At 42.3% G+C, this 20,879-nt stretch carries 20 protein-coding genes, 2 tRNA genes and 1 riboswitch; of the genes, 10 read left to right on the forward strand and 12 right to left on the reverse strand.

Going from position 1 to position 20,879, the window contains the following annotated elements; all coding sequences use genetic code 11:
- Positions 1-35 precede the first annotated feature (35 nt).
- The 4 genes from BLU33_RS03710 to BLU33_RS03725 all read left to right on the forward strand — a co-directional run bounded on the left by BLU33_RS03710 (position 36) and on the right by BLU33_RS03725 (position 4,761).
- Positions 36-959: a S1C family serine protease gene (locus tag BLU33_RS03710; protein ID WP_091369451.1), complete on the forward strand. Its 924-nt coding sequence runs from the start codon at positions 36-38 to the stop codon at positions 957-959.
- Between the two features lie 73 nt (positions 960-1,032).
- On the forward strand, positions 1,033-2,430 hold the full coding sequence (locus BLU33_RS03715) for an ATP-binding protein (protein WP_091369456.1): 1,398 nt from the start codon (positions 1,033-1,035) through the stop codon (positions 2,428-2,430).
- Between the two features lie 39 nt (positions 2,431-2,469).
- Positions 2,470-4,134, forward strand: coding sequence for an FAD-dependent oxidoreductase (locus BLU33_RS25635; RefSeq protein ID WP_091369458.1), 1,665 nt, complete (start codon positions 2,470-2,472; stop codon positions 4,132-4,134).
- A gap of 33 nt (positions 4,135-4,167) precedes the next feature.
- Positions 4,168-4,761, forward strand: coding sequence for a thioredoxin family protein (locus BLU33_RS03725; RefSeq protein ID WP_091369461.1), 594 nt, complete (start codon positions 4,168-4,170; stop codon positions 4,759-4,761).
- A gap of 77 nt (positions 4,762-4,838) precedes the next feature.
- Here the strand turns inward: BLU33_RS03725 and BLU33_RS03730 are convergent, their stop codons facing one another.
- From BLU33_RS03730 to BLU33_RS03740, 3 genes are all read right to left on the reverse strand, one after another.
- Positions 4,839-5,213 (reverse strand): VOC family protein, encoded by a 375-nt coding sequence (locus BLU33_RS03730; protein ID WP_091369465.1) that lies wholly within the window; start codon positions 5,211-5,213, stop codon positions 4,839-4,841.
- Positions 5,214-5,298: 85 nt separating this feature from the next.
- Entirely contained in the window at positions 5,299-6,093 is a 795-nt protein-coding gene (locus BLU33_RS03735; RefSeq protein ID WP_091369468.1) for a polysaccharide deacetylase family protein, read from the reverse strand.
- Positions 6,094-6,293: 200 nt separating this feature from the next.
- Positions 6,294-7,145 (reverse strand): metallophosphoesterase family protein, encoded by an 852-nt coding sequence (locus BLU33_RS03740; RefSeq protein ID WP_091369472.1) that lies wholly within the window; start codon positions 7,143-7,145, stop codon positions 6,294-6,296.
- Positions 7,146-7,493: 348 nt separating this feature from the next.
- On the opposite strand from BLU33_RS03740, the gene BLU33_RS03745 reads away from it, so the two are divergent.
- The 4 genes from BLU33_RS03745 to BLU33_RS03760 all read left to right on the forward strand — a co-directional run bounded on the left by BLU33_RS03745 (position 7,494) and on the right by BLU33_RS03760 (position 13,586).
- On the forward strand, positions 7,494-8,525 hold the full coding sequence (locus BLU33_RS03745; RefSeq protein WP_091369475.1) for a LacI family DNA-binding transcriptional regulator: 1,032 nt from the start codon (positions 7,494-7,496) through the stop codon (positions 8,523-8,525).
- Positions 8,526-8,695: 170 nt separating this feature from the next.
- Entirely contained in the window at positions 8,696-11,848 is a 3,153-nt protein-coding gene (locus BLU33_RS03750) for a glycoside hydrolase family 31 protein (protein ID WP_091369479.1), read from the forward strand.
- 20 nt (positions 11,849-11,868) lie between these two features.
- On the forward strand, positions 11,869-12,939 hold the full coding sequence (locus BLU33_RS03755) for a phosphotransferase enzyme family protein (protein WP_091369481.1): 1,071 nt from the start codon (positions 11,869-11,871) through the stop codon (positions 12,937-12,939).
- A gap of 5 nt (positions 12,940-12,944) precedes the next feature.
- Positions 12,945-13,586, forward strand: coding sequence for a carbohydrate-binding family 9-like protein (locus BLU33_RS03760; protein WP_091369484.1), 642 nt, complete (start codon positions 12,945-12,947; stop codon positions 13,584-13,586).
- An 83-nt stretch (positions 13,587-13,669) separates the two neighbouring features.
- On the opposite strand, the gene BLU33_RS03765 is transcribed toward BLU33_RS03760, so the two are convergent.
- Positions 13,670-14,155 (reverse strand): hypothetical protein, encoded by a 486-nt coding sequence (locus tag BLU33_RS03765; protein WP_091369486.1) that lies wholly within the window; start codon positions 14,153-14,155, stop codon positions 13,670-13,672.
- A 185-nt stretch (positions 14,156-14,340) separates the two neighbouring features.
- Positions 14,341-14,907 (reverse strand): hypothetical protein, encoded by a 567-nt coding sequence (locus BLU33_RS03770; protein WP_091380153.1) that lies wholly within the window; start codon positions 14,905-14,907, stop codon positions 14,341-14,343.
- 91 nt (positions 14,908-14,998) lie between these two features.
- Here BLU33_RS03770 and BLU33_RS03775 point away from each other — a divergent pair, with 91 nt between their 5' ends.
- Positions 14,999-15,340, forward strand: coding sequence for a winged helix-turn-helix transcriptional regulator (locus tag BLU33_RS03775; RefSeq protein ID WP_091369489.1), 342 nt, complete (start codon positions 14,999-15,001; stop codon positions 15,338-15,340).
- A gap of 171 nt (positions 15,341-15,511) precedes the next feature.
- Here BLU33_RS03775 and BLU33_RS03780 read toward each other — a convergent pair whose 3' ends face one another.
- Genes BLU33_RS03780 through BLU33_RS25005 form a run of 3 tightly spaced genes read right to left on the reverse strand, consistent with a single transcriptional unit; the run spans position 15,512 to position 16,813 of the window.
- A complete protein-coding gene (locus tag BLU33_RS03780) occupies positions 15,512-16,459 on the reverse strand; it encodes a sterol desaturase family protein (protein WP_091369492.1) in 948 nt (315 codons plus the stop codon).
- Entirely contained in the window at positions 16,443-16,643 is a 201-nt protein-coding gene (locus tag BLU33_RS03785; protein ID WP_091369496.1) for a hypothetical protein, read from the reverse strand. The genes BLU33_RS03780 and BLU33_RS03785 overlap by 17 nt, the downstream gene beginning before the upstream one ends.
- Complete coding sequence (locus BLU33_RS25005; protein WP_157682043.1) at positions 16,640-16,813, reverse strand: hypothetical protein; 174 nt, start codon at positions 16,811-16,813, stop codon at positions 16,640-16,642. Before BLU33_RS25005 ends, BLU33_RS03785 begins: the two co-directional genes overlap by 4 nt.
- A gap of 353 nt (positions 16,814-17,166) precedes the next feature.
- A riboswitch (SAM riboswitch) is annotated at positions 17,167-17,286 on the forward strand.
- A gap of 100 nt (positions 17,287-17,386) precedes the next feature.
- On the opposite strand from BLU33_RS25005, the gene BLU33_RS03790 reads away from it, so the two are divergent.
- On the forward strand, positions 17,387-18,517 hold the full coding sequence (locus tag BLU33_RS03790; protein WP_091369499.1) for a cysteine desulfurase family protein: 1,131 nt from the start codon (positions 17,387-17,389) through the stop codon (positions 18,515-18,517).
- A gap of 2 nt (positions 18,518-18,519) precedes the next feature.
- On the opposite strand, the gene BLU33_RS03795 is transcribed toward BLU33_RS03790, so the two are convergent.
- From BLU33_RS03795 to BLU33_RS03810, 4 genes are all read right to left on the reverse strand, one after another.
- Positions 18,520-18,591 (reverse strand) — tRNA-Cys (locus BLU33_RS03795).
- Between the two features lie 88 nt (positions 18,592-18,679).
- A tRNA-Cys gene (locus BLU33_RS03800) sits at positions 18,680-18,750 on the reverse strand.
- A gap of 10 nt (positions 18,751-18,760) precedes the next feature.
- Positions 18,761-19,330 carry a beta-class carbonic anhydrase gene (locus BLU33_RS03805; RefSeq protein ID WP_091369502.1) on the reverse strand — a complete coding sequence of 190 codons (570 nt, stop codon included), beginning with the start codon at positions 19,328-19,330 and terminating at the stop codon, positions 18,761-18,763.
- A gap of 369 nt (positions 19,331-19,699) precedes the next feature.
- On the reverse strand, positions 19,700-20,875 hold the full coding sequence (locus BLU33_RS03810; protein WP_317040554.1) for a M20 family metallo-hydrolase: 1,176 nt from the start codon (positions 20,873-20,875) through the stop codon (positions 19,700-19,702).
- Positions 20,876-20,879: the final 4 nt, after the last annotated feature.

Below are 20,879 nucleotides of genomic sequence, written 5' to 3' on the forward strand. Positions count from 1 at the left end.
ATTTGTGCTACCCTATCTTCAAAAAAAGGACAACCATGGATGCGTATTCCGAAACCATTATTGAAGCTGTTGAGAAAGTAAAAACAGCGGTGGTTAAAATAGAACTCTATAAAAAAGAAAAGAACAAGGAAGTACTAGCCGGCACAGGTTCGGGCTTCCTGTTTTCTTCGGATGGCTATTTGTTTACCAATAGCCATGTGGTGCATAAGGCACAAATCATAAGGGTAAAACTACATGATGGCAGTACCAGTCAGGCCGAGCTTATTGGCGAAGACCCGGATACAGATCTGGCCATCCTCAAAATTTCGGAAGCCGATTTTAAGCCGGTAAAACTGGGTGATGCTGAGGGATTGAAGATTGGTCAGCTGGTAATTGCTATCGGTAATCCGCTGGGTTTTCAGCATACGGTTACGGCTGGCGTGGTAAGTGCTTTGGGCCGAACGCTTGAAGGGCAAACCGGCAGGATGATGGATAGCATGATCCAAACCGATGCAGCGCTCAATCCGGGTAACTCCGGTGGTCCGCTCATCAATGCCGATGGCGAGGTGGTAGGTGTTAATACTGCAACCATCAGGGGGGCGCAGGGCTTGTGCTTTGCCATCAGCATTAATACCGCTAAGGATGTGGCTAATCAGCTCATCCGCTTTGGAAAGGTGAAACGGGCCTATTTGGGCGTAGTAATGCAGCAGATAGATCTGGTGCCTAAACTACGCGCCATACATGAGCTGGTGAACAAGCAGGCTTTGTTTATTTCGGAGGTTGCAGTGGGTAGCCCGGCAGAGAAAGCGGGTATTTTGAGCGGTGATATTATACTGTCATTTAATAACCAGCCTATTGAAAGCTCTTATAGTTTGTACAAGGCATTGACTGAGGATAAAATAGGCCAGTTCCAATACATTGGCATACTGCGCAATAACTATAAAACGGAGTTCAGGATAACACCGGCACAAAAAAACTGACCCTTAAAAAACAAATGACAGCCACAAGTTTCGATCTTTTGTCCTAACTTCATGCTGTAAGTAATATACTGAAATGAAAGTAACAACCGACTGGCTATTATCTATCGAAGCTTTACAGGATGTGCCTGCACCACAGCTGCAATGGTTTATTGATAACAGCGAAAACATAATGCTTAAGCAGGGTGATTTTTTGATGGAGCCCGGCAAACCTATGGATGCAACCTATATTGTGGTTGAGGGCAGCCTCAGGATGTATATGCTGCAAAATAAGGAAATACGGGAATTTATAAGTTTTAGTCCGAAGGATATAATGGGCTACCTGCCATTCTCACGAGGAAAGATAGGGAGCGCTTACGGCGAGGTGATGACTGACACGCAAATACTGTCATTCCCGGCTGCAAAAATACCGGAGATGATACGCACACATTTTGAACTGACGCGTGCGCTGGTGCATATCCTCACTAACAGGGTACGCAACTTTACTGCCCTGCAACAGCAGAATGAAAAGATGATGGCGCTGGGTAAACTTTCGGCAGGCCTTGCCCATGAGCTGAACAACCCTGCATCGGCCATTGTGCGTGGGGCCTACTCATTAAAAAAACATTTGCAATCGGTACGGAAAACCTTACAGGATATTGTTGAAATAGAGATAAGCAGGGAGGATGTTGAGATAGTAAATAACCTGATATGGCGCTTGCTGAATGAAAAGGAAAAACCAACCCTGAGCATGATGGAGCGGAGTGATATGGAGGATGACATGGTTGTGTGGCTTGACGATCATAATATTACTAACGCGCAGGATGTAGCCGAAAACTTTGTTGACTTTGGCGTAAGTATTGAGGAAGTGGAGGAGTTTTTAAAGCATATTCCAGAGCAATACACTGATTCGGTGATCAACTGGGTGAATAATAACCTGGTGACCGAAAAAATGGTACAGGATATTGAAGGCGCATCAAGGCGTATTGCCGATCTGGTGGGCTCTGTAAAAAACTTTACCCATATGGATCAGGGGCATGATAAGCAATATGCCGATATCCACGATGGTATAAAGAATAGTTTAGTGATGCTGTTGTACAAGATACGCAAGGGCAGTATAGAGCTAAAGAAGGATTTTGATAAAACCCTGCCGCCTGTTAAGGCCATGATAGGCGAATTGAACCAGGTTTGGACAAACCTGGTGGATAACGCGCTGGATGCCATGGAGCCGGCAGGTAAGGGAGTACTAGAGATAAGAACAAGGCGCGATAAAGAGTTTGTAGAGGTAGCCATTATTGATAACGGACCGGGCATACCTGATAATATCCGTTCGCAGATATTCGATCCCTTTTTTACCACCAAGCCAATTGGCAAAGGAACGGGTTTAGGGCTTGATGTGGTTAGCCGTATTGTAAAGCAGCACCGCGGTTCCATAAAAGTAAACTCTGTTCCCGGCAGAACAGAATTTATAGTTTGTTTCCCTATTGACGGGTAAGCCGGATTTTTTTTAATTTAGATCACGTAAAACACACCTATGAGCCTTCCTATTATATTTTGTATTGATGATGATGCCCACGTACTGCGCGCGCTTACCCGCGATTTAAAAAGCAGCTACCGCAATAGCTACCGCATACTGGGTACAACCATAATTAAGGAGGGTATTGATAGTTTGCTGGAACTTAAAAATAAAGGCGAAACCATTGCCATGTTCCTTTCAGACCAGCGCATGCCCGAAATGGAGGGTGTAGCCTTCCTGGAAAAGGCAATGAAATTTTATCCTGAAGCAAAGCGTGTACTGATTACCGCTTATGCTGATACGGAAGCAGCTATAAAAGCTATCAATACTGTTCAGTTGGATTATTACCTGGTAAAGCCATGGGATCCGCCTGAAGAAAAATTATACCCGGTTATTGATGGTTTATTGGACGACTGGCAAAATAAATACCGCCCCGGCTTTACAGGCATCAGGGTGGTGGGTTATCAATACTCTCAGCTATCGCACGAGATCAAAGACTTTTTAGCGGGTAACCTGGTGCCTTACCAATGGCTGGATATCCAGGCTAATGACGAGGGGCAAATCTTGCTGAAGCTAAATAGCTTGGATATTAAAGACCTGCCAGTGGTGTTTTTTGAGGATGGATCATATCTCATCAGGCCAAGTATTGCAGCTATCGCCAGCAAAATAAACCTTAACCCTGAGCTGAAGAACGATATGTATGATGTGGTGATCATTGGCGCTGGTCCTGCGGGATTGGCTGCCGGGGTTTACGGTGCATCCGAAGGTTTAAAAACATTGTTGATTGAGCGCCGTGCGCCGGGAGGCCAGGCCGGCACCAGCAGCAGGATTGAGAACTATTTAGGTTTCCCATCAGGCATAAGCGGGTCAGAACTTACCCGCCGCGCCATGACACAGGCTGCACGTTTGGGTACGGAGTTTTTATCGCCAAAATCGGTAGAGGCTATCGAGCAAAATGATGGTTATAAAAAAGTACGGTTTGAGGACGGTGGTTGCGTGGATACACGTAGTGTTGTAATTACCACTGGGGTTGATTACCGCAAATTGGAAACCCTGGGCATCTCGGATTTCACAGGCGCAGGTATCTATTACGGTGCCGCCATGACCGAAGCTACTGCCTGCAAAGATCAGGAAGTTTATGTAGTTGGCGGTGGTAATTCGGCGGGGCAGGCAGCAATGTACCTCTCCAAATTTGCTAAAAACGTATATATACTGGTGCGCAAGGAAGATTTGACGAGCACCATGTCAGCCTACCTTATCGACCAGATAAAGGAAACCACCAATATATATGTAAAAGGCAAAACCGAAATTGCGCAGGCCATAGGGTCAGACAGGCTGGAACAATTGGTTTTATGTAATGTAGATACCCACGAAAAGCAAACCTGCCCGGCAGCGGCCCTGTATATATTTATAGGGGCAAAGCCTTTTACCGAATGGCTCAAACTGGATATTATTAAAGATGATAAAGGCTTTTTGGAGACCGGCCGTATGCTCAAAAACTACGATGGCTTTAATAAAATATGGAAACAAGCCCGTGAGCCATATTCGTTAGAAACAAGTTGCCCAGGTATTTTTGCCGCCGGTGATGTACGCTCAGGTGCGATGAACAGGGTGGCATCGGCAGTTGGCGAGGGTTCAATGGCTATTAGTTTTGTACATAAATATTTGGCGGAGGTGAAATAACTGCCATCCGCTTAACATTATAAAATAAGGTCTATGTCGTTTACCTATACACATCAGCTAATTGATAGCGCATATACTTATACCGCTTACAGGCAAAAGCTGGATGAAATGCTATCCTTACCACCAGCGGACGCGATAGCCGAAAAAGTGAGGCCGCACATTATCAATAATATAAAGCTGATGGAAGAATATGACCATAGCTACCAGGTTTTCGACAGCTTAAAGGCAGCGCTTGAAAAAGCGCCTGCCACTACATGGCTGGTACTTACCGAAGGTTGGTGCGGCGATGCCGCCTTTAATGTGCCCATGCTGCATGTTATTGAAAAAGCCATACCTGAGAAAGTAAAGCTGCGTGTGTTGTTTCGTGATAGCAACCTGGATGTGATGGATGACAATCTAACCGATGGCGGCCGTTCTATACCAAAAATGGTGGTGTTGAGTGAAGATCTGCAGGTGCTTGGCCATTGGGGCCCAAGGCCTGCCGAACTGCAAACCCTGCTGAAAGCGTGGAAAGGTGAAGGCTTAACCCTGCACGATATCATCCCACGGGTGCATGCCTGGTACAATGCCAATAAAACATATACCCTGCAAACGGAATTAAAAACGCTGATTGAATTGTATAGCTAAAGCTTAATTTAATATAGCAGGTCTTTTATTCATGAACTGTGAAACAGAGCGGGTAAACATTCACTGTTCACCATGCACTAAATGTCTTCCCAAAGCTCGATGCTGTTTCCTTCGGGATCGAGGATATGGACAAATTTGCCGTAATCGTAAGTAGCTATCTCATCAATAATGGTTACACCGTCAGTTTTTAGCTGTTCTACCAAGGCTTCAATATTCTCGACACGGTAATTGATCATGAAATCTTTTTTCGAAGGCTCAAAATATTTGGTGTCGTTTTTAAAAGGGCTCCAAACAGTAGTTCCCTCTTTATCCGGATCATCTGCGTCTCTCCATTTGAACATGGTTCCGTATTTTTCAACTGGCAGGCCCAGATTTTGGGCATACCAGTCTTGCATTTTCTGCGGATCATCGCATTTAAAGAAGATGCCGCCTATACCGGTTACTTTTTTCATGTATCTAATTTAAACATTTTAACAATATAAAATAGTCGCGACACAAAAAAGCCTGATATTGAATAGTGCTTATTCCTAACTCATGTTAATTAGTTTTGCTGGCTGCTACCGCGTAATCCATAGCCTGCTGAAAGGTGGTTATCCAAATATCTTTTTTATTATTTTTAAGATAAGTAATCAATTCCCTGTGTGCTTTGGTTGATGTGGTGATATAATCGCCGCCTACACCATGGATCATGAAAATACCCATGCCACCGCTTTTCTTTACGCGCTTTACAAAGTCAATTAGCTTCTCGCCGGGGGTATTATCTTCCAGTCCGTAGGATGGTATTTTCATCAGGTCGAGGTGTTTAAAATCTGTGATCACACCATCATCAACATCGCCTCCAATGCGCGCATATTTCACCAGGCCATATTTACGTAACGAGTCCGAATAATCTTGTCCGTGGCCTACAGTTGTTTCTGTACACGGGTAGGCAAAGGTGTGGGTCGCTTTGCCATCTATAGCAAATAAATAATTATTCATGATCTCAATTTCGCGCACTATAGCGCCGAGGGTATAAGTTTCAGATGCAACCGGATTATCATCGCTGCTTGAGCAGGGGTGATAGATAGTATGATTACCCAACTCAAAGCCCCTTTTGCTCAGCGCCCGCCATTTGGGTATAGTTACGCTGTTAATATCCCCGGTTAAAAAAAACGTTGCCTTTAATCCCGCCGATTCCAGTTGGGGTACCGCCGTATTCAATTGCGAATCAAGCGCGTCATCATAAGTAAGCACAATAACCGCCTTTTTATGATTTGGCCATTTAATTTTTTTTTGTGCCTGTGCGTTAAAACTCAATAATAGGACAACCGGAATAAGCCACTTTAATGTCATAGCGTTTAGGATATTACTGTAAAAGTCAAGAATAATAAAAAGGTTTGGCTGATGAAATGATATCCACAGCTAAAATAAAAATAGCAATTTATGTTGATAATGAATTACCCGATATTTATAATCCGGTCGGATATATAAGGAACAGTAGGGTAACCATCATACGGCGCCCAATCTTTTTCCTGACCTGCCTTATAAGTTGATTATTTTCCCTTTACATGTATAGTGCCATTGTCGTATATGGTCAGCACGGCCCAAAGCGGATCTTTGGTTAATGCAAAATCGTAGCCGTTATCTTTTAAATGGGAGAATTGGTACGATGCACTATTCACCTGCAGGTAATGTACATTATTATAGGTATTCAGATAATCTTCGTGGTTATGGCCGCTTAGCACGAGTTGTACTTTTTTAAAACCAGCTTTCAGATTTGCCCTTTCAAAAACAAGGCGAACCATGCTGCCTTCTTTTATGCCCTCCATGTCATTGTCTATTCCCTGGTGGCAAAAAACTATTACCGGCAATTTGGTGCTGTCAATATCCTGCTTAAGCCAGTTGCGCTGAGTTTCTGTTATTGAACGAGGGTAACCTTTGGATGTATCGCCCGATGGCCTTTCATTCCCGTTTAAAACAATAAAGTGGTAACCGTTTCTATCGAACGAATAATATTTGTCTTTCGCATTCCAAAAACTGAGCACCTGGTCTTGTGTAAAGCCACCGTCAACATCATGATTGCCAATAACGTGGTATTTATCGCCTTTAAACTGGTTCCATACATCCATTAATGGCTGATTTGCGGGTTTGGGTACGCAAAAGTCGCCCATTTGTATAATGAAATCCGGCTTTAATTCATTCATTTCATTAATAAATGCCTGTAAGCGCGCTTCTCCATCAGGAATAAGGTCGTGGTGCAGATCGGTACAAATACCAATTGTAATTAAAGCTTTTCCTTTGGCCAATTTTTCATTAGGTTTACTGAAAACCGGTTGTAATGTGCCTATACCGGTCATACTTACACCGCCAATTATGGATTTTGCCAGGAAACTGCGCCTTTTCATACTGTTATATTGATTAATGGTTTAATTAAATATTGAAGGTTGACTTATCCCAGCTTTTATGAATTTATTCGCTGATTATATGCACTGACATTAATTCATTCCTAATTTATGCATATAAGGATAACATAACCAGTGCATGAGCGCCGGAACATAGCGCAAACGTTTGTATGATCTGTTAGCAAATGGAATAACAGGCTTTCTATGATCTGTTACCAACCGGGGACTGCTCGCTATATACCCGGAACTGTAACCATAATAATACATCGAATACAATAAAAATAACTGGATGTTTTAATTTATAGCAGCAAAATTTTCATTAATTTAATATTTAAATTACTTTAGTAAATCATGGTAAAGAAACCGGCAACTATAAAGGAGATCGCTAAAGCATTAAATATCTCAATTTCTACCGTTTCCCGCGCGCTGCATGATCATCCGAGCATTGGCTTGGTTACTAAAATGCGAATTAAACAGCTGGCAAAGGAGCTAAACTACGAACCAAATCAAACTGCGATCTTCTTTCAGAAAGGAAAATCATACAATATTGGGGTAATACTGCCCGAACTTTCCGAGGCATTTTTTTCAACAGCGGTAAGTGGTATTGAGGATACCGCGAACAAAAGGAATTATACTGTTCTGCTGGCACAATCACATGACAACGAAGAAACCGAACGCAAGCTGGTAGCCAAAATGAAAAATCAGCGGGTTGATGGTATGCTTATCTCTGTCACAAAAAATACATCATCTTACGACCATTTCGAGGTTTTTAGAAAATCAAATATTCCGGTAGTGTTTTTCGATAGGATACCATCCCTGCAAAACATACACAGCGTAGCCTGCAATATGGAAACCGGCACCTTTGAAGCGGTAAGCTTCCTGTTAAAGCGCGGCCATCGTGTTATTGGGATGATAAACGGTCCAACAACCTTATATGCCACCGGCGAACGCAGGGAAGGCTATATACAGGCGCTTATCAAAAACAGACTTAAATTTGATCCATCATTACTGGTTAATTGTGATTTAACAGAAGCGGGAACCATCGGCGCTATGCAGGAACTGCTCAGCAACAAGAGAAAGCCAACCGCCATTGTTACTTTTAATGATTATGTGGCGCTTTTCGCTATCCGTTACGCACGCTCACAAGATATTGCGATAAACGAGGAGCTTACCTTTGTAAGTTATGCCAATTTACCCCTCATTAATTACATGGACTATGTGCCTGTGGCTTCGGTTGAGCAATTCCCATACCTGCAGGGGCAAAAAGCTACCGATATCCTGATCGACCTGCTCAATAACCCTGTTAAGGATGATGCCAAACAGGCTTATTATAATATAACTGTAGAGTCGCAGTTAGTAATCAACGAAAAAGCTACGATTTAAATCATCGCTATTTCTCTTTTCCTGCTTTGTCAATATCATTTTAGACAAACGTTTGCACACTTTTTTGGGGTTTTAATTAATTACGTTTGGTATAGAAACTTAAACCTATCAATCTGTAATTGATGGGTATATGCTCATTTTCAGGCAATAATTAATTGTAGACTCAACATATGAAAAAACTGGTACTGCTTATAATTTCATTAATCACGGTTGCAAACTCATGGGCACAGGTGAGCACTAAAAATGCAAAAGTATTTTGGAAGGAGGATTTTAATTCAAGCGCGGGTAAATTTCCCGATGGCTGGAAGAATGTGGATATGAGCAATACCAATGGTGTGGAATGGATTGTAACAGATCAGCCTTATCCGGGTTCGTACCAATACCAACAACAGGCACCACCCATCGCTTCAAAAAGCCGTGGTTTTTACCTGCAATTTCAACCAGGTTATATGGTTGATGAAGATCAGCCAAGTTGGGCTAAAAAGAAACAATATCCTGATGCGTGGATACAAACCAGGAGTATAAACTGCTCATCACATTCATCCGTAATACTGCGCTTTCAGCAAACTTTTCGTTATAATGATTTTAACGCGGCAGCAGGTGCAGGCTTATATGTTGGTGTAAGTACCGATAGCCTTCACTGGACCGATTTTGATGTAAAGAATAACCTGCCGGCTGCTGCCGATATGTTCAACCCTATAAACCAGGAGGTGAATATCAGTAAAGTCGCGGCTAATCAGGCTAAAGTATTCATCCGCTTTTATTGGAAGGGCTATTATAGCTGGTATTGGATGATTGATGATATATCACTGGCAGAAGGTTATAAGAAAGACATCGCCATAACAAATTTAACCTCCAACAGCGAGAACGATAATACCTTTACGCACCATGATGTGTTGGCTTTAAGCCTGAAGAATACAGGTATTGAAACCATCAGCCAGGATTTTAAAGTTACTTGTTTGATTGATAATAAGCAGACATTAACAACCACGGTTGTCGCCAGCGCGCACCCTATTAATCCCGGTGAAGAGATCAGTGTGAAATTTCCAGCTGCCGACCTGTTAACAAGGCCATTGCACAGCCTGGTTTTTGCTGTTAAGCTGGATGGTGATGAAAATCCGGATAACGATCACCTCGAGCAAAAGATTTATGCCAAGGAATCATACGTAGGTAATGTAACCGGGTTTAAAGCAGATAAGAATGAGTTCGACCTGTCGGCAGGAATCTCAAAAACTAAGGTTATATTTTATACGGATGATATCTTCAGGATCTGGCTGGCACCTGATGGGGAGTTCACCAACCCTGCCGGGAATGATATAGTAGAGAATTATGCTATTAAAAATCCGCAGGTAAAAGCTATTGATAAAGGAACGTATTACCAGTTAAAAAGCAAGGAATGCGTGCTGAGGGTTTACAAACAGCCTTTGCGTTTTGCTTTATACGATGTTACCGATACCCACAAAGTATGGGCTGAAACCAAACCGATAAGCTTTGGCGCCAAAACATCGCAAACTATGGACAGGCAGCCTAACGAATACTTTTATGGCTGCGGTATGCAAAACGGTTATTTCTCGCACAGGGATAAAGATATATTAATTGAAAAAGGTAATGGCTGGGACGATGGTGGCAGGGCAAACCCGGCACCATTCTATATGTCGACAGCTGGTTATGGTGTTTTCAGGAACACGTTTGATGTAGGTGTATATTCCTTCAAACAAAATCTGAAATTCACCCACAATGAGAACCGTTTTGATGCCTTTTATTTCTACGGGCCATCGTTAAAGAAAATACTTAACGGTTATACCCAAATAACAGGCCGCCCATTTTTAATGCCACGCTGGGCACTTAGCCTGGGCGATGCCAATTGTTATAACCGAGGTACAAAAGGTTATGATACTAAAAATTACGTTGGCAGCGGCATAAATGGCACTACGCCAGATGTTATTAAGCTGGTGGCTGATAAATATGTAGATAACAACATGCCGCGCGGTTGGATATTGCCTAATGATGGCTACGGCTGCGGATATGTAAAGCTTGATTCGACAGTTGCAGAGCTGCATAAACGTGGTTTTTATACCGGCCTATGGACGGAAAACGGCATTGATAAAATAGCAAGAGAAGTTGGCCAGTCGGGCACACGTTTGTGTAAACTGGATGTGGCATGGGTTGGTCCGGGGTATAAATTTGCTTTGGATGGCTGTAAGGCCGCCTATAATGGTATTGAGAATAACAGCAACGCACGCGGCTTTATATGGAGCGTAATGGGCTGGGCTGGTACACAAAAATATTCAACAGTTTGGAGCGGCGATCAATCAGGCAACTGGGAGTATATCCGTTTCCATATCCCAACAGTGATTGGCTCGGGCTTATCAGCATTTAATGCGGCTACGGGCGATGTTGACGGTATTTTCAGGGGCAGTGATTCCACCTACGTGCGCGATCTGCAATGGAAATGCTTTACACCGGTATTTATGGTGATGAGTGGTTGGGCAAAAAAGGATAAACAACCTTATATTTACGGCGAACCTTACACAACCATCAATCGCAAGTACCTCGAGCTGAAAATGCGCCTAACACCTTATATGTATACTTATTGTGCCCAGGCGCATGAAACCGGTGTACCTACTTCAAGAGCCATGGTGCTGGAGTTTCCTAATGACCCGGTTACCTGGGGCAAACAAACACAATACCAGTTCATGAATGGCGAATCGTTTTTAGTGGCTCCGGTTTATAAAAGCCAGGCCAAAAGAGATAGCATCTACCTGCCAAAAGGTACCTGGTATGATTACTGGGACGGCAAGGCCTATACCGGTAACACCTGGTTAAATAATTACCCTGCTCCGTTGGATAAGTTGCCGCTATTTGTAAAACAAGGCGCTATCATCCCAATGTACCCCGCCATGAACTATGATGGCGAAAAGAGAGCCGACAGCTTAACACTGGAGATCTATCCATATAAAAAATCATCCTTTAACTTATATGAAGATGATGGCCTAACCCGCGATTACCGCGAAGGGGCATTTGCTAAAACTTTAATAGAGGTTGCAGCCGCTAATGATGTGCAGGTAAGCATACACGCTGCTGTGGGTAATTATGCAGGCAAATATCTGCAAAGGGTTTACGTGCTTGATGTTCATCAGGCCGCAGCACCTAAATCTGTTGCTGTTAATGGCGCGCCTGTGAAGATATATGCTTCGGCAGATGAATTTAACCGTGCAAAAACAGGATGTTATTTTGATGCCGGTGATAAAAAAGGAACTGTACACATAAAAACCAGCTGGTTAAAAACAGATAAAGATCAGCTTATAAAAATTACCAACTGAAACCTTGACACACAATAAGCATGCTTGAAAAGATATTACAAAGTTTTGGAATGAATGCAGCTGACTACCAGATCCAGTTTTTTGGGTCGGGGCTCATCAACCATACATTCAAAGTATCGGGCAGGGGAGAAGTATATATTCTACAACAAATAAACAGTGATGTTTTTAAGTCGCCGGAATATATTGCCAACAATTTAACGCTGATACAAGATTATCTGAATAAACTATACCCCGATTATTTATTTGTTGGGCCCATACCTTCCATCTCTGGTGATTTTTTAGTTGAATCGGATGGTGGTAAATTTTACAGGCTGTTCCCTTTTGTAAAGGGATCGCAAACCATCAATTTTATAAGTAACGAAAAACAGGCCTTTGAGGCAGCAAAGCAATTTGGCAAGTTCACTTATTTGCTTAAGGACTTTGATCCAACTGCACTTAAATATACGTTAACTGATTTTCATAACCTTGAGCTAAGGTTTGAGCAATTTGAAGCAGCCTCAAGAAATGCAACCAGCGAAAGAATCGCAGAAGCCTTCGAAGAGATAAAAGAGGTTTATAAGCACAATAACATCCTGCAAACCTACCGCACTATTTTAGCCAATAAGGAAGTGCCGGTAAGGGTTATCCATCATGATACCAAGATCAGTAATGTACTTTTTGATGAGCAGCAGAACGGCTTATGTGTTATTGACCTGGATACGGTAATGCCCGGCTATTTTTTCAGCGATGTGGGGGATATGATGCGTACCTATCTGTCGCCGGCTAACGAGGAAGAAACTGATTTTTCAAAGATCCACATCAGGGAAGCCATTTTTAGTGCGATTTGTAAGGGCTATTTGTCAGAACTTGGCAGTATATTTACCGAAAAGGAAAAGCAGTATTTTGTATTTTCGGGCGAGCTGATGATCTATATGCAGGCCGTCCGGTTTTTAACGGATTATTTGAATAATGATATTTACTACGGATCTAAATATCCGGGGCATAATTTAAACCGGGCAAAAAACCAGTTTAAATTGTTAAATGAATATGTAAGGAGCGTAGGAAAGTTCAAAAAGTTGATCGCGCAAGCAGAAAATGAACTTTATAGCTAATAAATATGAATGTATTGAATGTGCCTTATGTGGCAACTGCACTATATAATAATTCGCCGGATGCTTTATCCGGTATATTCTCATCAATAGAACCTGATAAAATAGCAAATGAGCCATGGCCGGGTACAGATATTAGGCCCGAGGTAACGTTTAAGATGGCTTATGGAGATGATGCCCTGTTTTTAAAGTTTGATGTAAAGGAAAAACATTTCAGGGCTGTTCACAAGCAAATAAATGATGCGGTGTATGAAGATAGTTGTGTTGAGTTCTTTATTGGGTTTGAAGAAGAAGGCGCGTACTACAACTTTGAATTCAATGCTCTTGGCACGCCACTAGTTGGCTATGGCAAAGGAAAAGAAAGGATTTGGGTTGATCCATCCATTGTAAGCACTATAAAAAGGACTGGGCTCATCAACGTTGCTGAGGGTGATGTTTTACCCCATCAGTGGGACTTAACGGTTGTTATCCCTTTTAAGGTGTTTCATAATCACCATATAACAACATTACAAGACCTTAAGGCCTGGGGGAACTTTTATAAATGTGGAGATGAACTTGCCGAACAACATTTTTTATGCTGGAATAATATTATAGCAGACGAACCGAACTTTCACCTGCCTCAATATTTCGGCGAACTGAATTTTAATTAAAAATAGAAACCCAGGCAAACAGCTAACATATGTTAAATGTCTGGCCTGGATTTACAGTATTTAATTATAATAATGAGGCTAAATTAGTCTGGTAATGTTCTGCCGTCTTCAGCTGATGGTGCAGCTGTATCAACTTGTGGCTTTTTCACTGCTGTTGCTTTAGCTTTGGCTGCAACTACTTTGGCTGCTGGTTTTGGTGTTACCAAAGCTGGTGCTTTAGTTTTAGTCGCAACTACTTTGGCTGCTGGCTTTGGTGTTTCTAATGCCGGTGCTTTAGCAGTATCTTTTTTGGGTTTAGCTGCTTTTTCTGTTTTCGGTGTTTTGTCTGCTTTAGGTGCTTTTTCCGCCTTAACTTTTTCGGTTACAGCGGCAACTTCAAACTTAATTTCACTTGCAACTTTTTTAGCTAATTTTTTAGAGCCTTTTTTTATCTCTTTAGCTAATTTTTTAGAGCCTTCGCCTATTTTGCCGGTTACTTCGTTTAAATCGGTTACCAGGCGTAATTTAATATCTGATATCGCTTGTTTGCGTGCTGACTTTACTGACGATTTCTGTTTATTGTTCTTCATATAATTTGATAAGTATCTGTGCAAAAGTATGTTATTTGCAAGTTAATTCAATATTATCATTATGTTAACTGTTTTTTGAAATTTAACACAATTTTTTAAGTACAACAGTAAGGAATAGTAAAGGTTTTAGTTTGAAGCTAATGTTATAATCGCAATTTTCAATTTTGAAATGTTGGCAAGGACAATTATTTCTTCATTAAAGGGATCTGCAAATTGGTTGGCCTGTTTTCGGGGGTATCAAATGCGCGGCCGTCAACATGTTTGCTGCCCATAAAAAGCAGGTCGTTGAGAATATATACCAGGTCATAATCCACATATATCTGCCCTTCGGCAAGGCCAAATGCAGGGAATGTTTTTGCTTTTATATCCTGCATTACATTTACTTCCCATTTATTTAAGCCATTTGCAGGGGCCTGGTTTACGGCATCGGCAAAGCCCTGGTGCAATGGGGTTATTTCGTAGGCTTCATCGGCAACATAATCAACGTTATAAGCGCCTTTTACTATAGGGTGCTCGCCCTGCCACACGTTATGGCCTTTGATCACAATTTTAACTAATGGTACTTTGCCGCCGGCATCGGCGTAATTAATAACCGTGCATTCAAATTTATCGCCCGGCGAAAACTTAAAAGTTCGCCATAAATAAAAAGGTTTGATATTGCCTGTGGCCCTGTCTTTTGATGGCCTTAACTCGGTAACAATGCTTACCCATTCGCTGCTTTGTATAAACTGTTTGGTTTGTGCTATGGTCATGATTTTGATGATTGATATAGCAAAGTTGTTACCTTTGTTCTGTAAATGCAAGTAGTACATATACAGCTATATAGTACATTTTTTTAGACTAATGGAACAGATACGTAAAAACAAAGATTTTAACCCCTACAATTGTCCGGTTACGCATTGCATGAACAAGATTGGTGGCAAATGGAAGATCCTGATCATATATGCAGTCAGCAAAAATTGTAACCGCTTTAGCAAGCTGCAAAAGGCTTTGCCCATCATCAGCAAGCAGATGCTGGTTAACCAGTTACGTGAACTGGAAGACGACAAGATACTGGAACGCACCATTTACGCTGAGATACCGCCACGTGTTGAGTATAAACTTACGGAGCTTGGGCATTCATTAATGCCCGTTATTGGTGTGATGCAGGATTGGGGGTTGAAGGATTTGGGGTTGGGGAAGTAGTATTTGGTATAACGCGCTCCGTCGACTCACCCGACATCGCTGCGCTTGTCGCCCTCTCTCCGCCTGCGGCGCAAAGAGGGCAGAAAAAGAAAATCCCGCTCTACGCTAAAGCGTAAAGAGGGATGTCGAGCGAAGCAAAAGACAGGGTGAGTTAAATATTTGCCTTACTGTTTACGATACAGCCACCAACGCTGGCTTACTTTCATTAACCTTCACATTATTTTGCTCGTCAGTTTCTTTATCAATATCAATACGAACCATCGGTCCCGCAGCAGCCAGCTCACTGCCTTCAACCTTTGATTTAAATATCGGCCATAATAACTGTGCATACCATTGGTCGCCTGCATAATGCGATATGCCGTAGGCTTTTGGGTACTGGCGTGTTATAAGCGCGGTGCCAAAAATGATATCCCACAGGAAAAACATATTGCCAAAGTTGCCTTTGTAATAACCTATACCATCATCAGTACTGGCGGCATGGTGGGCGTGGTGTGTAGCCGGGGTTGATATGGTGCGCTCCAACACCCAGGCAATAGGGTGCAATATTTTGTATTTGTATAATGGCTTATCCCAGGGAATGCTGGAGTGCGCCAAAGTAGTAATAGTTCCTTTGATTATGCCTACAATTATAGCAGGTATACCCAGACCCAGATAAACAAGGGCCGTGGTTAAATAAACCTGCGAAAAGAAAATGGTATAAATAAGATTTTGCCTGTTAGCCATAGCCATACCCATGTACGATGCTGAATGGTGTGTACGGTGAAACCTCCATAACCATGGAATCTGGTGATGCAAGCGGTGGTACCAGTATTGGGTAAGGTCATCAGCAACGGCTATAATGGCAACGCCCCAGAATAGGGGTACCCAGCTGAATATATTTTTATAGGCAGGTAGTAGTGCCGGTAACACTTTTAAGCCAAATAAACCAAATGCAGGCCTGATTACAAGGGGCACTACAATAAAGCAGGCGATATCAACCCAGCGCTCGTTTTTTGGCCATTTACCTTTGTACAGGCCGAATGAAAATTCAAGCACGCCAATAAAGACTAATAAAACCGGAAAACCGTAACCGTTAAGATTTTCTATTATTTTTTTGATGAATTCAATCGTTGCTTCCATTGGTAAAATTGCTTTTGTTGGTTATTGATTTTATGTTTTCTTTTTTAGCTGCTTTCTTTTCCCACGGCCTCTGCCCGGTTATGGTAAATGTGAGGAACATGAGCGCAATTGGCAGCACGTAAATAAACAGGCTCAGGATCAGGTTCCTGGTTATCTGTTTTTTTGTGGTTGTATCTATTTTCATGATTTGTTAGTTTTAATTTGTTTAACAGCGGGCTGTGGCTGACTGCTGTTGCCCTGTAATAATTTTTGCGTAAGGAAAAGCCCTCCTACGATAATGATAAAAGGTACCAGGGTGATGATAATACCAACCAGGATCTTTTTACCGATAAGGGATACATCTGATAATGTCATAGTTATTTTAGATTTATTGATTTATGATTTGATTAAATATTGGGCTGAATTACCAGTCTAAATGTTCTAAGAAGCGGTGAACAAGTCATAACATATCCTATCCGCTATGCGCGACCTATTTTCTTGAACCGGTAAAAGGATTAATGGAAATTACGCAGGATCAACAACAACAATAACAGCGTTCCGGCTGTAAGGTAATCACGCCCATGTGGGCTGGTATGTGTTTACTGATATGTAAAAATGCTTTCATTGCGGTTGTTTTACAATGCAAATATAAAAATATTTATTAAATACTAGTAAATATATAGATTTTATAGAATTAATTATATATTTGCATCATAATTGTTCTTTAATACTTATCCAGAAAGACAGAGGGAAAGGCCCTATGACGTCTTAGCAACCTGTACCGGCTACAAAATAGTTGGGTAAAAGGTGCTAACTCCTGCTCCATTTAAAATGGGGAAAGATAAGATGACAACAGAATTTAATATCCTCTCAGCGGGATTTTCTATTGCTTCTCTGCGATAAGTATTTACGAAACAGGTAAAAACACATTATTAAAGAAAAGCAAAAATGAAAATCTATCTCGACAACGCCGCCACTACCCAACTTGATACCGCAGTATTTAAAGCCATGACCCCATATTTGCTGGAGCATTATGGCAACCCATCATCGCACCATGCGCATGGGCGTGAGGCTAAACTGGCTATTGAAAATGCAAGGGCGACAATAGCCAGGCTTATCAATGCATCGCCCGAGGAAATTATTTTTACCAGCGGTGGTACTGAGGCTGATAATACGGCTATATTATCCACCATTCGCGTACAGCAAATAAAAAATGTGATCACTACGCCGTTGGAACATCATGCTGTGTTGCACCTGCTGGAGAATTTGGAAAAGCAGGGCGAGATCAAACTCAATTATCTAACCATAAATAAACAAGGCGAAATCGATCTGGCTGAGCTGGAGCAATTGCTAAAAAACAACGGGCGCTCATTGGTATCTGTTATGCATGCCAATAACGAGATCGGCAATTTGAATGATATTGATGCGATAGGCGAGCTCTGCGAGCGCTACGATGCCGTTTTTCATACCGACACGGTGCAAACCATTGGCCATTACCGTCATGATCTGCAAAAATTAAAGGCGCATTTTATAGCTTCATCGGCACATAAGTTTCATGGGCCAAAGGGAGTGGGATTTTTGTATTGTCGTAAAGGCACCGGCTTAACCAAACTATTGCATGGCGGTTCGCAGGAAAGGCAGCTGCGTGCAGGCACAGAAAATATTCACGGCATCATTGGCCTGGCTACAGCGCTTGAAATTGCTTACCAGGATATTGATGCACATCAAACCTATATACAAAACTTAAAGAACAGGCTCATCGCCAAACTAACAGAACAAATTCCGGGTGTTTCATTCAACGGAAATTCTGCTATCGCGGATAAGAGCCTTTACACCGTATTAAGCGTAAACCTGCCATTTACTGATGTTAACCTGCTGTCATACCTTGATCAGCAGGGCGTATCTGTTTCGGGCGGAAGCGCTTGTTCAACTGGTTCCGCATCGCATGTATTAAAAGCATTAAATAACGGGGCATCTGGCTATACCATCCGGTTTTCATTCAGTAAATTTAATACTGCCCAGGAAATTGATTTTACTGTTGCTGCGCTTGCCGCAGTTTACCGGTCGGTTGCCGCTTAAAGAGGCGTGAGAGCGGGTTCGAACCGCTGTAAAGAGTTTTGCAGACTCCCGCCTAACCACTCGGCCACTCCGCCGTAAAATACTTATCTGAAAGTCAGCGACACTACCCGCTGACTTTTCAAATAAGCGAAAACTAAACTAAAAAAAAACTAAATCAAAAGGAGGTCAGAAGCGGATTTGAACCGCTGTTGCAGGTTTTGCAGACCTGTGCCTAACCGCTCGGCCACCTGACCTTTTGGATAACTAATTTACTTGGGGGACTTCTATTAATTTACCTGATTTAACATCGTAGATATAGCCATAAACCGGGATATCCTTAGCTACCAAAGGGTGACTTTTTATCCTTTGCACATCCTCGCTTACGCTGGTTTCAAGATTTTTAATGGTTAAAAAGTTAACAAACCGGGCTTCGTCTGATCCGCCTTCTTCCTGCACATTGCGCCAGCCCTTTTCATCAACTGTAGCAGTTGCCAGGCTTTTAGCCAGCAGATTCTGGATAATGTCATTAGTGAATAGCTCCATACCACAATCGGTGTGATGGATCACAAACCATTCTTTAGTACCCAGTAGTTTATGTGAGATAATGAGCGAACGTATGGCATCATCACTGGCACGGCCGCCTGCATTGCGGATAACATGGGCATCACCTTCGGCAAGACCTGCATATTTAGCCGGATCGAGGCGGGCATCCATGCAGGTAAGTATGGCAAATTGCCTGGCTGGTGGTAAAGCCAACTCTGATTTATTGCCGAAATGCTTAACATACTCAGCATTGGCTCCAAGTACCTGCTGGTGAATTTGCGTTTTTGACATAGGTAGTTAAAATTAAAATATTGTTATACCCAGCAATTAGCTGAGTTTTGTTGGATGTCCCGGTGAATTTGTTTTGTAAATGATAGGTACCTGTAAAAGTAGCTATTTAATGAGGATGGAGGTATGGATCAACAACAACAATACACGCCCATATCGCGAAGCGTGAGATGGAAATTTGTGCTTTTGGGGAGATGTGAAATCGTGTTCATTGCCTTGTTTTACAATGCAAATATATAAATTATTTTTATATTCTACTAAATAGATAGATTTTATAGAATATAATTAAATATTGCTTGTAAGTTGCTGTTTTTCTGATAGATTAATTTAAAATATAAAACAAACACCGGCTGTCCGGTGCTTGTTTTATGGTCAATTGTCAATAAATTTCGCCTCGTTTTTATAGGCCGGCGGATTATTTATCAGCATCAGCGGCAATGTATCCAGTAGTTTAATATAAAGGTTGATGCCCTTTTTAATCTCTTCTAAAAAGATAAATTCATTGGCTGAATGGGAGCGTGCGGAATCTCCGGGCCCTATTTTTACCGATGGGATATTTAGCCATGCCTGGTCTGATGAGGTGGGTGAGCTATAAGTTTTGCAGCCGATGGCAGTGCCAGTTTTAACTATGGGATGATCCATCGGTACAGATGAGGCACTTAGCGCGCTTGGCCGGGCGGTAAACTGTACCGTTGTATTAGCCCTAATGATATCCATTATTTGCTGGTGCGAATAAGTATCATCATTCCTGATATCAACCGTAAACTCGCATTTGGCCGGTACTATATTATGTTGTATGCCTGCCTTAATTTCGGTAACGGTCATCTTTACAGGTGCCAGGCCCTTTAACCGTTCCGGGAACCTGAAATTTCTGAACCATTCAATATCCTGCAGGCATTTGTAAATGGCATTATCACCCTCCGCGCGCGCTGCATGACCTGGCCTGCCGGTGCTAATGCAGTCTATTACCAGGTTTCCCCGTTCGGCTACCGCCATTTGTAAGAGTGTTGGTTCTCCAACTATGCCCAGCTCCAAATTACCCAATAAGGGCAGGATAGAACTGATGCCATTTTTGCCGGAGTTCTCTTCTTCGGCAGTAGCGGCAAGGCAAAGGTTAAAGCTTAGTCCCCGGTAACTGTAAAAGTGCCAAAAGGCTGCTATGAGCGAAACCAGGCATCCGCCCGCATCATTACTGCCCAGGCCATATAAGCGACCATTTGTTATCTCGGGGCAAAATGGGTTATTGGTATAATTTTCGTTCGGTTTTACTGTATCAAGGTGCGAGTTTAGCAGGATAGTAGGCTTGGCGGCATCAAAATGCTTGTTATAGCACCAGATGTTGTTCCCCAGTCTATTGGTTTTAATGCTGTAACTCTCCAAATAATGCTGTACAAGGTCGGCCGCTTTGGCTTCCTCGCCGCTATAGGATGGTATGGCTATCAGTTGCTGTAAAAGGGTAACTGATTTGCTAAACAGCATTGGGTTAACCGGCAGGCTTTGCTGTACAAAGGAAACTTCCGGCATTTCATTTACATTTTCCATCATCATTCTG

It is taken from the genome of Mucilaginibacter mallensis (assembly GCF_900105165.1).
Classification (GTDB): Bacteria; Bacteroidota; Bacteroidia; order Sphingobacteriales; family Sphingobacteriaceae; genus Mucilaginibacter; species Mucilaginibacter mallensis.